A 12576-nucleotide genomic window follows, 5' to 3' on the forward strand; every position below is an offset into this window, starting at 1 on the left:
ATGTATTACGAGGTTTCGATATTGCCTTTTAGCACTGCGGCCGGATAGCCGATATTATGCATGAAGCGGCGGGTATGACACTTCCCGGCGGCTTCATGCAGCGGGCGTTGAGCGGGATGTCGTCCTGCACTAGCGTTACGAATACCTAAAGAACCGCCAGCGTGCATACCGCGGCAGGGACGTTGAAATTATTCGACAATTGCAGGAGACTACCCGTGAAGTTGATACAGGCTTGCTGCTGCTTACGAATATTGACGCCGATTTCTATGCCGTCATTTATGATATATCGGCAATCCTTTTCGGATAATTTCGTAAGCTCTGCAATGCGGGCTTCGGCCTTTCCAACACTATTTTGCATACATGCCTGCATTACTGGTAGCGGATATAGGCAATCGTGCAGCAGTTCGGGCGCCCTTTTGTTAGTGCAATTTGCGCCTGCAGGCCGGTGGCATCGAAAATTGCACAGGAGAAATCAAGGCGTTACTTGGTATTGACTGAATACGCTGCATTCCAGCACAAATCCCTATTATTAGTCAAAGAATATCAATAGATTATAGCTTTTTTCAAGCACGACTGGATCTGCGCGGGTTCTGGCGGCAAATGCCTGATGCAGGTGCTCCGAGAGGGTCAACAACAAATCGCCATTGCTTTGCAGTTCTCCATGTCCGTCGGGTTCGATGGCAATGGTCGAGGTCGGATCTACGATGATCACAGGCCGGTCTGCCCTAGCGTATAGGCACGGTAGACCGGCGTGTCACGCCATCACGAAAGACAGCATTGAAGGCGTCAAGCCAGTAAGTTGGACTGCCGAGGCTTGCCACTGTCACAGCTTCAACCGGCAATGGGGGGTTCTTAACAAAACCTGAAACGTTGCCGGTACTGTTGCTTGAAATTACTACTCCATCAAACCCTAAATTAATTCCCCGTACTAATCGGATAAATGCCCCTAACCTTAGCGTGGTCAGATCCTTTAAGGCTGACTCAGAGTTTTATAGAAATAGTTAATAAACGCCAAGCTGTTATCTTTACATCTGCCGGGAGAGTTACAGTTGCCCTATGGAATGACTTTGCGCCTGTCAAAGCCCAACTCCACTCCAATCTGATTCATCTCCGCTGACCCTGTTAAAGACGCAAATCAGGTGTGCTAAAGCTTGAATTCCGGTCATAGCACTTTTGCCTTATTCTGCGCTGGGCATGCTGGTTTTTTATAGGTTCAAGCTTGACTCTTTCCCCACAGTTCCCTCAAGTCGGTTTTGTAATCTTTTCATCGGTTCCCCGATAACGTTATCTCGAATTATTAGTAACGTCTACTATAATCTTTTAACTTGACCGAAGAAAACCAGAGGTTTTAGTAGGGGTTATTCAGGGATTATTGTACTAACGATAACAGGAAGATTGATTCACTAAAATATCTTTTTCTACTGTAGCGCGCCTCCAATAATCGGGTCAAAGCAGGTGTAATAGCTGCATGACATTATACCTGAAACCGTATATCTTTTTAGTCGGGATATATATGATTAATAAAGCCGAATTAGTTACAATAATAGTATTGTTAACGCCTTAATAAGGTATATAGAGAAAATTAATAAATATTTTTCTTAGTTAGGAGTTTGATTCATGCATAGAATCAATACAGTATTAAAATCTATGGAAACTTTCAACCACCGCAGTGCATCACTTTTCTTGGTATTACTTATTTGTGGTGATCTTGCCTTTGTAGTCCTTCATTTTATTATGCTTTTTCTTAGATTAGAAAACTCTCCGCTTAGCCTCGAAATGGATAAAGGATACTCAGAGATATACCAGTACCTAAAGTATTTCTGGATTACCATTATTCTAATTCTTGTTTCATTAAAAGAAGCTTCGCTAAATTATATTGCATGGGTATTGGTTTTTGTATACTTTCTTTTTGATGATTCCTTGCAAATTCATGAGCGAGTCGGAAGCTACATCGCGGCAAACCTTAGTTTTATGCCAATTCTTGGGCTAAGACTTCAAGATTTTGGAGAACTTATTGTCTCAGCTGCTGCAGGAATTATTCTATTACTTCCTCTCGTATTGGCTTATAAGCACGGAACGAGGAAATTCCAAAAGATATCCCGAGACTTTGCTCTTTTAATACTTGTATTAATCTTCTTCAGTGTAGTTATAGACATGGTTCATATCGCAATTAAACTGGGTTGGGAAGTTACCTTTATTCTAGGCGTGATTGAAGAAAGCGGCGAAATGTTGTCGGTGAGTCTCATTCTTTGGTATGTCTTTCTAGTGATGGTGCGCGACTGTGATCCTGGTTGTTATCTTTATGAATATGCAGCTACCCTCCTGACTAGACGCTCCATAAAAGCAGACAAGTTTTAACATTAGCTTGCGCAGTTTCGGAGCTTTCCGTGCCGTGGTTTCATAATACACTTATTGTTGGGTTGGCAATCGCGCTTAGTGCCTGCGCCGCACGGGGCGAACTCGCCTGCAAGAGCAGCGAGCGGTTGGCCGTCCATGAGTCGCTGTACTTCGGTACGGCCAGGCCAAATGGAACGGTGTCCTATGAGCAGTGGCGCGAATTCCTGAAAGCCACTATAACGCCCCGGTTTCCCCTGGGCCTTACGGTGTGGCAAGCGACTGGACAGTGGCGCTCCGCTAATGGCGAGATTAGCCGTGAATCATCTTACGTTCTCGTCCTTGTTCATCCTGACGATGTAATCAGTGAGCGGGCTGTACTCGAAATTGTCGAAATCTACAAGTCCCGGTTTCAGCAGGAAGCCGTGCTTCGGGTTCGGGCCAGCGCATGCATGTCTTTCTAATTGAGCCTGTTTACAAAATTGGCGTTTAATCCTGCGGGGAATGAAGCGCCCGAGGTAAAAGTTACGGGCTGATCTTATTAGCTTCATTCTCATTTTGCTTTATAAATAACTCTCATTGAGTGTTAATACTTACATTTTCATGACTTTTAGTTGTAGCATAGTATTTTGAACAATGGGAATTCCATTTTTCTCATGGTTATAGCAAATGATTTCAAACAATTACACGCCGAAATGCGGCTATGGCGGCAGCATTTGCACCAGTTTCCCGAAACGGCTTTTGAGGAAACCGGGACAGCAAAATTTATCGCCGAGAAGCTGGCAGATTTCGGTTTGGACGTTCATCAGGGCTTGGGCAAAACCGGCGTTGTAGCTACGCTTTCTGCCGGCAGCAGCAGCAAAAAAATTGCCTTGCGGGCGGATATGGACGCTTTGTTCATTCAGGAACAAAACACGTTTGCCTATAAATCCCGTCATGACGGAAAAATGCATGCCTGCGGTCATGACGGTCATTCCTCCATGTTATTGGGCGCAGCCAAATATCTGGCTGGCCATCGCAATTTTAACGGTACGGTGTATTTTATTTTTCAGCCTGCCGAGGAAGGCCGTGCCGGCGCTCAACAAATGATAGCCGACGGATTATTTGAAAAATTTCCGGCGGACTGTGTGTTCGGCATGCATAATTTCCCCGATATTCCGCCGGGTCATTTTGCCGTTAAATCCGGCGCGATGATGGCATCCTTTGATTGCTTTGAAATCATTATCACCGGGCAGGCGACCCATGCGGCAATGCCGCATCTGGGCAATGATGCGATTGTCGCTTCCGCCCATCTGGTTACCGCGTTACAGACGATTGTCAGCAGAACCATCAATCCTGCCGATCCTGCCGTCGTCAGCATTACCCAGATTCATGCCGGAAATACCTGGAACGCAATACCGGAATCGGTTATTTTGCGGGGCACTTTCCGGTGTTTTGACCACACGGTTCAGAAAATCATTGCCGATAAAATCAGGCAATTGGTCAAGGCAATCTGCGAAGGTTTCGATGTTAAGGCGGAAATCAGGTTTAACCCGGAAAATCCGGGTTATCCGGTGACATTTAATTCCGAAACTGAAACCGGGATGGCGTTAAAGGCGGCAATAGACCTGGCGGGAGAGGATGGTGTGGATCGGCAACCTATTCCCTGCATGGGCTCGGAAGACTTTGCCTTTATGCTGCAGGAAAAGCCGGGCTGCTATATCTGGATAGGCAACGGCTCTTCTGAAAACAATTGTTTACTGCATAATCCCCGTTATGATTTTAATGATGACATATTGCCGATGGGTGCGGCTTACTGGGTGAAACTGGCGGAAACGGTTCTGGGCGTTTAATCCTGCTCGTTTGTCGGCTGAAACAGTATATGCGCCATTTTTTTGGCCTTGGTTTTTAAATAGCTTAAGTTGTCCTTGTGTGCGACAACTTCAATCGGGACACGCCCCGCTACATTTATACCCAGCTTTTTTAAGCCTTCTATTTTTTTAGGATTATTGGTAATCAGTTTTATGGAGCGTATATCCAGATCTACCAGAATTAAGGCGGCGATACTGTACTCTCTTTCATCAGCAAGGTGGCCGAGGTGAATATTGGCATCAACCGTATCCATGCCCTTATCCTGCAAATTATACGCCTGCAGTTTTTTCAGCAAGCCTATGCCGCGTCCTTCCTGACGAAGATAGATTAATACCCCGAAATCTGCTTCATCAATAAGCTCCATTGCCATATCAAGCTGCTCGCCGCAATCACATCGCCTTGAACCCAATACATCGCCGGTGAAACATTCGGAATGAATGCGCACCGGCACATCTTCTTTATCTGCAACATCGCCTTTAACCAGTGCGATATGTTCTTTATCATCAATGGTATTGCTGTAATAATGAAGAATGAACTCGCCGTGCCGGGTGGGGATGGGGGTTTGTACTAAATCGTTCAGTTGTGGTTTCACGTAAATAACTAATCCAAAAACTCTTTATATTTTACTCAATTCAACTGCGCAAGCTAAAATTTTATTCCACTCTTTCGGATACAGGTTTTGTCCTTATTACAAATACGAGTAAAATCGCCGCTTTTTGTAAGCACTTTCGATTTTTCCAGGTTAAATTTTCACCACTTAATCACAGCATTGCTTTGTTATGATAGTCTTTAGGATATATTTAATCCAGCTCGCCTAATCCGGAGCGAACTTGATGTTTGAACAGGTCATTAACGACCACCAAATGGAGCGAATTTTTATACGTTTTTAACTGTGCCCCAGGCGTCATCCCGCTTATGGGCTTTATCCCCAAGGGCATGTTTCCTTAGTGCTTGCAGTATACCGAACATTGCTGCCAGTCATCATGAATAATAGTTTGTTTTTGAGAGGGATAAGGCCAGGTCGGGAATGCGTTATCGCGTATATTTATAGATGCGCAAAAGGTAATAGGGCAAGGTAAACAGTGATGCAAAAGGCAAATTTTTTTATCGGTCAAATTATTTACCACAAACTTTTCGACTATCGGGGGGTTATTTTTGATGCTGATTTTCAATTTCTGGGCAGTCAGGATTGGTATGACAAGATTGCCCGCAGCCGACCGTCAAAAAATCAGCCCTGGTATCATGTCCTGGTAGACAATGCCACACATCATACCTATATTGCGGAAAGTAATTTAGAGCCCAGCAAAATAATCACACCGATTAATCATCCCTGGATTGATCGTTATTTCGAGCAGCTGGAGGATGGGGTTTATCAGCTTAAAACCAGAAAAAACTAGAGCTATCGGAGAAGCTTCCGAAGCCACCAAGCGAGGGCTTGGGATCCTTATTTCTAGCCTCAACCCAGATAAACATCTCTCCGCTCGCTCAATCCGTATCTTCTCAAAGGCGTAGCCTGAATGTGTTTGATCGTAGCCGGTAAAAATAGAGACTCCCTTTAGCACAACAACGGGATTGATCAACTGCAGGGCGCCTGCCATCGCCGGTCATGAATTCAACATCTGTTCCAGCAATAAAAGCTGCGTATCCCGGCTTGTATAGGCCAGTTTTTGCTATCGCCAAAACCGCTTTTAACGTTATGACTGAAAATTCCCTGACTCACAGAAATGTGATTTTGATGGTTTATTAAGTTTCATGCATTGTAATTATACATATCTAAATAAGAATCATTTGCAATATTAGAGTTATTTAATTTATCATACCTGCACCCCAATTTTATAATCGGATGTGCAATGAAAATTAACAACCATACGTTATTTAAAGGCAGTGTAATAACAGTGCTGATCGCTTTGACCACCTCGGTCAATGCATTGGAAAAACCGCAAACCATGGAGGAAATGTGGAAAATTATTGAGGCGCAACAAAAGCAAATTGATGAAATGAAAACCGCAATGGCGGCCAAAGTGCCTAAAACTGCTGATGGAAGTGTGAAAAATCTGGAGCGAAAAACTGATGTATTGAGCCAGGAAGTGGAAAAACTGCGGACTAATCTGGTTATTCCTGAAGAAACCAAATATAAAAGTGCTTATGGCCTGGGCCCTGCCGCTTCTAAAGTCTATCAGGTCGGCAAAGGACTGTCGATTGGCGGCTATGGGGAAGGCCATTATCAGGCCAATGTGGGCGAGAAAGGCAATAACAAAGACAATGCTGACCTGGAACGAATGGTTCTTTACGCCGGTTATAAATTTACTGATCGGATACTTTTCAATAGTGAACTGGAGTTTGAGCATGCTTCTACCGGAGAGGGAGCTGAAGAAAAAGGCGAGGTTTCGGTTGAATTTGCAGCGCTGGATTTCTTTATTGATCCATTAGCCAACATCCGTGCCGGCTTGGTGCTGATGCCCATGGGCTTTATCAACCAGATTCACGAGCCGCCGTTTTATTTTGGCAACAATCGGCCTGAAGTGGAACGCCGGATTATTCCCAGCACCTGGCGTGAAGTCGGCGTTGGTTTGTTTGGCCAAATCACGCCGGAGTTGACCTATACGACCTATGTAGTCAACGGCCTGGATGCTTCAGAGTTTAGCGCCGACGGCATCCGCGGAGGACGCGGCCAAGGCAGTCAGGCAAAGGCGGAAAACTTCGGTTTTGTCGGACGTGTTGATTACACGCCCGCGGCATTGCCCGGCGTCACCGTAGGCGGTTCCGCATATGTCGGCAATTCCGGACAAAACCAGAGTTTTGCCGGAACAAAGGCCGATGTTTTTACGCAACTTTACGAAGGCCATTTGCAATGGAAATACCGGGGACTGGAATTCAGGACCTTGGGTTCATGGGGCCACATCAATGATGCCGAATTGCTGAGCGCGCAAAAAGGCGAAGCCATCGGTTCAGAAAACTTTGGGTGGTATGCGGAAGTGGGCTATGACATTTTGCCATGGCTATTTAACGATACAACTCAATATCTTGCGCCATTCATCCGTTATGAAAGGCTGGATACTATTGCCAAAGCACCCGACGGTTTTGCCGATGATCTAAGCAAGGACTGGCAAATTTATCAGGCAGGCTTGCAATATAAACCTATCCCAAATGTCGTACTCAAGGCTGACTACCGCAACCGGGTTGCCAAACAGGGACCGCTATCTGATGATTTTAACCTCGGCTTCGGTTTTATTTTCTAGCATCAAAAAGCATTGGGCGCTTCATAATTCAAATCCTATAGTATGATATTAATGAGCCGGTAAGTCGAAAAATACAGTCTCTCGTTTCAGTACTAACTGGAGCGCTGATTCGACCGGAAACTGCCAGTAAGATATTTCTTGTTAAAGAAAGATCTTACTGGCAGTTTGTTTTAAGTTGCCCGGATTTTTTCTGCTGGCAAACCCGATTCTTGAAGGAGAACAGAAATGAAAGTAATCAGTCATAAGATATGTTTACTACTCTTATTGCTGCTGACAATTCCACAATCCAGCATTGCCACAATTTTTTACAGCAAGAATGAGGCGATGGAACTGGCTTTCGGTAAAAGCAAGCAAGTGGAATTGCTATCATTATTTCCGAATGATCAGGAAACGGCCAAAATTCAGAAATTAGCTAAAGTCAAGCTCGAATCCGGCTTATTTACATTTTATATCGGCAAGGAGCAAGGGAACATCCTTGGCTATGCGGCGATTGAATCCATAACTGTCAGAACCAAGCCGGAAACGTTGATGATTGTGTTGACGCCCGAAGGCGAGTTACGCAATGTCTATACTCTTGCCTTTCACGAGCCGCCCGAATATCAGCCGCCCGAGCGCTGGTATCAACAGCTGTATAAACGTCCGTTAAGCGCGATGGATTTTAATAAAGGCGTGGATGGAATAAGCGGCGCGACCTTAAGTACGCGAGCGGCAATCACGAGTATCCGCAAGGTGATGGCGATTTATCAGGTTCTCGTTAAAGACAAGAGTAAACTCTAATGCGTTATTTTGTAACTGGCGAACAGCATCGCAAATCATTGCTTAATACCCTGGTCCTGATGTTCCTCGGCTATATTGTTTTGTTATGGATAAGCAATGGCCTGATGTTTTTTCATCGCATGAATTTAACGCCTGATTCAGTGGTGAGCTATTATCTGGGTTCTGAAGAACAATTTATTCCGCCCAGAAGCTACGAAGGAATGCTGGAAGTATCTCATTTTCATTTGTTTTCTATGGGCATACTGGTAGTGACATTAACTCATTTAATGTTAATGACCGAGTTTTCGACCCGGTTAAAAATCTGGATAAGCAGTTTGACTTATCTGTCCGCCATAGCCGATGAAGCGGGCGGGTGGCTGGTCAGATTCGTCCACCCGCTGTTTGCCTGGTTTAAAATCGCAGCTTTTTTATTATTAGAGTTTTCGTTGGCGGCGCTGCTGATCGTCGTCATTGTAGCGCTAATTCGCGCCAGAATTCAGCTCCGTCAAAATATCAGGGCTTAGAATTCATGCTGAGCAGTTTCCAGCCATACGGGGTCCAGCCGTGTTCATGTTACGGTCGGAATAACCGACAGCTGTACATCTATCTGCACGGGCTTCTCAACATGAAGTTTGATGCAAAGCTAGCCATTGCCCTTTGCTAGGCCAGCAGACTCAGGCGTATTGACGCGGTCTGACCTTGATAAATGCGTCCTGGCCGGTATGCGCATCTCGACGATCAGCGGCAGATGATCCGATGCGAGGCGGGAAAGCTCTGCCCTCGGCACTTCGACATTAAGCACTTCAATGCCGGAGTCGATAAATATATAGTCAAGACGCGCAGTGGGGAAACGGCCAAAAAAAGTGCTGCGCGGCCGGTATCGGCTCAGTTCGAGCTGAGCGTCCTGGAGGCGCTGGCGCAGCTGTCGGCAAATGGCAGAGGAAGGCCGCGCGTTGAAATCACCGCAAAGCACGGCTGGCGAGCGGCAGCTGGGATGCTGCAGCCAGGCTGCGCCAAGCAAGGCTTGCACCTGCATCTGACGCTCCCGGGGCGATAGCCCCAAGTGAGTATTGATGACTTGAATCTCCATGCCGTTGAATTCAATTTCCACCCACAGCGCTCCGCGTGATTCAAGCTCCGGCCGCTTTGACAGGCGGGGCAAAGCGGCCGCCTTGATCAGGCGCATCGGCAGACGGCTAAGCACTGCATTACCGTAACGCCCTTCTCCTATATAGCGAGCCGGATGAAAATGGAAATTCATTTCCAGAGACGCTGCGATGCGCCGAACCTGGTCGATGCCGCCGGTGCGGGCCCGCCCTACGTCGAGTTCCTGCAGAGCCACAACGTCCGGCCTGTGGCAGGCGATGACCCGGGCAATGCGTTCCGGCGAAGGCTGGCCATCCATGCCGATACAGCTATGAACATTGTAGGTCATAATTCTCAAGACCTCGCCAACGGAGCCCTGCCATTGACGCACCTGAGCCATACGGCTCTCGGTTCTACCTAACAAATGGAGCGCTGCCTGGCGCAGATCAGCTGTACGCAGATAGCCGCGCTGTCGAGTCGGCAAGGGCAGGGGCGCATCGTTGGGCAGCAAGGCAAAGGCGGTAGTCTCTTCGGGTGAGATGCCGCCGTGAGCGCCGTGTTCTATAGCGAACGTGTAAGCCGGGCCGTCGGCTCGCCAGCCACAGGCAATGAATTCGCCGGCCTCCGGATGATGACACAATTTGATCAGATCCTGGCTGGCTTCCTCGAGGAAAGGATGATCAGCGCCCAGGATTTGAATGCTATCCTCGGGCAGCATGAACTCTCCGGCTTCGGTCCAGGCGCGCGCACGATTGGGGGCATCCTTGATCAGCACCAGCGGTATCCCGGCATCTTCCACAAGATCCCGTGCGAGCTCGGCTCGCGTTTTGGACGCAAGTTCGCCGTTTCGGTAGATCATGGCAACGGGGCCCAGGGCGGCGACGGTCAATTGCGGACTTTCTACCTCGGCTTGCGAGTTATTTCGAACCGGAAGCAGCCGCTGGATCTTTTTGCCGCCGAGGAATTGCACCCTGTGCAGTTGAATGCCCCACGGGCCATTGGATTGAACGGTAACCGGCTCATTCAGCTGCCGGGTGCACAACTCCGCGACTGCTTCGGCAAGGCTGCGGCCGTGCACCTGGTGGTAGGGCAGAGCGTATTGCTGTCCATGATCCGAGTAGATCCAGACATCGTAATGGCGATGTGCCGAGCGCTGCGCTGCACGCCAGATACGCGCGATAGCATCATCGATCCCCTTGAGTGTCCAGTGGGCAAATTCCGAAGAAGGACCGCGCCGATGGGCTTGCTCATCGTAGCCAAGAAAATTCAGGTGGATAATGGGCAAGCCTCTGGCAATATCGATTTTTACGCCAATCACAGCCAGTTCGCGGAGCAAAATCGCGATTACTACCCGCGTAGGCACGAATTTCAGTTCTGCGATCAGATCATGTCCATCGATGAGTCCGCGGATGCAATCCACTAGCGCCAGCATCGTTTCGAGCACAAGCAGAGCCGCTGTACGCACGAAACTATGGGCATTACTGATAATGAGCAAAACGAAGACCAGCGGGCTGGACTCGCGCAGGGAAGGTCCCCAGCCCAGGGCGTTCGGGCAAAAATGCGCCTCTGCGGCGCCGCCGGTATAATTGTCGACATAGGCACTGCCGCCCTTGAGCAGCGGCTCGGCTCCATATTTCTCCAATTTGCTCTCCACCAGGGCTGTGATCTCCGGCTCGAACATACGCACCAGTTTGCCGGAAGCGCGTTCCATGAAGTTAAAACCCGGCACTGCTGCTTTTATGCCATAAAACAACTCAGCCTGGACTGCAGCGGTAGTTGAGGGTATGCCCGCATACTGCGGATGCAGCCGGTAACGCTCACGCTTGATCAGACGTTGCAGGAAAGGCATCCCGCCCTGTTTCAGGCCATGGCTCAATTGCGAATGAGCCAGGCCGTCGATCTGAATAAGCACCAGACCCGGTTCTGTGGCTGGGCCTGCCGACCTCGGCAGCCTTAACAGCCGCGCCAGCCATTCGCTCCGGCTCAAGCCGCGGCGCAGTTTCCGGATGAAGGCTTCTATGCGGCCGATCACCCGTTTTTTCCCGGCGGGGATTCGCTGCTGGCGAGCGCGGCGCTGGCAGCTTCTGTCATGCCTTTGACAATCTCCCATTCCGTCTTGATGAACTGCAGCAATTTCTCCCATTGATATTCGGCTTCGGCGCGCTCGACAAATTTTTTCACGCGCAGGCTTTCATAGCAGGCCAGAGCCTTGGCCGTGGTGTGCGGCACCGAAAATTCCCTTGCTGTTTCACGGGCACAGTATTGCAGAGTTTGCAGACTCGCTTCAGGCAGGTTGATCATCCAGGTCAGGGCTGATATGAATGCCGGCAGCGTTTTATCGCGCAATAGGCGGCCATTGTGGCCATCCCTGACTACTTCCTGCACGCCGGCCGCATCCAGCGCCACTACCGGCACGCCCGCTGCCATGGCCTCGGCCAATACGATGCCCTGGGTTTCACTTTCGGAAGCGAAGGCGAATACATTCATGGCGTCATAAGCATCAGCCAGCCGTGGCAGTTCCAGGATGCCGGCAAAGTGCAGCCGGGAGTCGAGATTTGCGCGCCTGAAAATAGCGCGAATAGATTCTTCCGACGGCCCCTTGCCGCCTACCAGAAAATGGGCTCGGGGTTGAGTTTCAAGAAAAGCGGCTACCGCTTCGGCCAGGAAAACCAGATTTTTTTCCGGAGCCAGACGGCCCAGGTGGCCGACGACAAAGGCATCCTGCGGAATACCCATGGCGGCGCGAAAGGGCGCTCCTTTACCTTGAGCAAAGCGTTCGACATCGATGCCGGTAGGCACCGCTGTAATCGGCCTTATTACTCCCCTCTGCTGAAGGAGGACGGCGATGCTCTCACTGGGAGCAAAGACCTGATCGCACAAGTTGGCGTAGCGGGTGGCCAACTCGATCACGAAGCGCTTAAGGGTAGGCGAATTGCCCGGGACATAATGGGTATATTCCTCATAGCGAGTATGATGGGTAAATACCAGCGGCAGCCGGTGAAAGCGGGCCACGCGCAAGGCCGTCATGCCCAGGAGATAAGGATGATGGGCGTGCACGATATCCGGCCGGAGCTCATCAAGAGCGTCAGTAAGAAGGCCGGCGACCGGCAATACCACCGAAAAATCGCTGCCGTTAAAGTTCTGAACGGCGGGAATGCGTATCACGTCTGCCTCAGCCTGCGGCATATCGGCGAATTCAGGCGCTACCACCAGCACCCGATGGCCGCGCTGTCGATAAGCGTTCGTGAAGGTTTCCACCGAGCGCGCCACGCCGCCTACATGCGGGGTGAAAGTATTCGTCAGCATGACT

13 protein-coding genes are annotated in these 12576 nt (G+C 48.9%); 7 read left to right on the forward strand and 6 right to left on the reverse strand.

From position 1 onward, the window contains the following. Positions 1-5: 5 nt before the first annotated feature. The 3 genes from HUX64_RS19310 to HUX64_RS14430 all read right to left on the reverse strand — a co-directional run bounded on the left by HUX64_RS19310 (position 6) and on the right by HUX64_RS14430 (position 712). Positions 6-167, reverse strand: a complete 162-nt coding sequence (locus HUX64_RS19310; RefSeq protein ID WP_217426549.1) for a hypothetical protein — start codon at positions 165-167, stop codon at positions 6-8. Next, complete coding sequence (locus tag HUX64_RS14425; protein ID WP_174626919.1) at positions 146-358, reverse strand: hydantoinase B/oxoprolinase family protein; 213 nt, start codon at positions 356-358, stop codon at positions 146-148. Before HUX64_RS14425 ends, HUX64_RS19310 begins: the two co-directional genes overlap by 22 nt. A 171-nt stretch (positions 359-529) precedes the next feature. After that, positions 530-712, reverse strand: a complete 183-nt coding sequence (locus HUX64_RS14430; RefSeq protein ID WP_174626920.1) for a hypothetical protein — start codon at positions 710-712, stop codon at positions 530-532. Between the two features lie 905 nt (positions 713-1617). On the opposite strand from HUX64_RS14430, the gene HUX64_RS14435 reads away from it, so the two are divergent. From HUX64_RS14435 to HUX64_RS14445, 3 genes are all read left to right on the forward strand, one after another. Then, positions 1618-2358: a hypothetical protein gene (locus HUX64_RS14435; protein WP_174626921.1), complete on the forward strand. Its 741-nt coding sequence runs from the start codon at positions 1618-1620 to the stop codon at positions 2356-2358. Positions 2359-2387: 29 nt separating this feature from the next. Next, entirely contained in the window at positions 2388-2798 is a 411-nt protein-coding gene (locus HUX64_RS14440; protein ID WP_174626922.1) for a DUF3574 domain-containing protein, read from the forward strand. Between the two features lie 192 nt (positions 2799-2990). After that, complete coding sequence (locus HUX64_RS14445) at positions 2991-4166, forward strand: M20 aminoacylase family protein (RefSeq protein WP_174626923.1); 1176 nt, start codon at positions 2991-2993, stop codon at positions 4164-4166. Here the strand turns inward: HUX64_RS14445 and ribA are convergent. Beyond that, positions 4163-4777, reverse strand: a complete 615-nt coding sequence (gene ribA / locus HUX64_RS14450) for a GTP cyclohydrolase II (protein WP_174626924.1) — start codon at positions 4775-4777, stop codon at positions 4163-4165. The two genes, HUX64_RS14445 and ribA, sit on opposite strands and share 4 nt — an antisense overlap. A gap of 493 nt (positions 4778-5270) precedes the next feature. On the opposite strand from ribA, the gene hspQ reads away from it, so the two are divergent. The 4 genes from hspQ to HUX64_RS14470 all read left to right on the forward strand — a co-directional run bounded on the left by hspQ (position 5271) and on the right by HUX64_RS14470 (position 8704). Then, a complete protein-coding gene (gene hspQ, locus HUX64_RS14455; RefSeq protein WP_174626925.1) occupies positions 5271-5582 on the forward strand; it encodes a heat shock protein HspQ in 312 nt (103 codons plus the stop codon). Positions 5583-6035: 453 nt separating this feature from the next. Then, a complete protein-coding gene (locus HUX64_RS14460) occupies positions 6036-7424 on the forward strand; it encodes a hypothetical protein (RefSeq protein ID WP_174626926.1) in 1389 nt (462 codons plus the stop codon). A gap of 225 nt (positions 7425-7649) precedes the next feature. Further along, complete coding sequence (locus HUX64_RS14465; protein ID WP_174626927.1) at positions 7650-8201, forward strand: FMN-binding protein; 552 nt, start codon at positions 7650-7652, stop codon at positions 8199-8201. Beyond that, entirely contained in the window at positions 8201-8704 is a 504-nt protein-coding gene (locus tag HUX64_RS14470; RefSeq protein WP_174626928.1) for a hypothetical protein, read from the forward strand. Before HUX64_RS14465 ends, HUX64_RS14470 begins: the two co-directional genes overlap by 1 nt. Positions 8705-8823: 119 nt before the next feature. Here HUX64_RS14470 and HUX64_RS14475 read toward each other — a convergent pair whose 3' ends face one another. Continuing rightward, positions 8824-11376, reverse strand: a complete 2553-nt coding sequence (locus tag HUX64_RS14475) for an endonuclease/exonuclease/phosphatase family protein (RefSeq protein ID WP_174626929.1) — start codon at positions 11374-11376, stop codon at positions 8824-8826. Beyond that, positions 11295-12572 carry a glycosyltransferase gene (locus HUX64_RS14480; protein WP_217426550.1) on the reverse strand — a complete coding sequence of 426 codons (1278 nt, stop codon included), beginning with the start codon at positions 12570-12572 and terminating at the stop codon, positions 11295-11297. The genes HUX64_RS14475 and HUX64_RS14480 overlap by 82 nt, the downstream gene beginning before the upstream one ends. Between the last annotated feature and the right edge of the window lie 4 nt (positions 12573-12576).

The sequence above is a fragment of the Candidatus Methylobacter favarea genome (assembly GCF_902806695.1).
Taxonomy (GTDB): Bacteria; Pseudomonadota; Gammaproteobacteria; order Methylococcales; family Methylomonadaceae; genus Methylobacter_B; species Methylobacter_B favarea.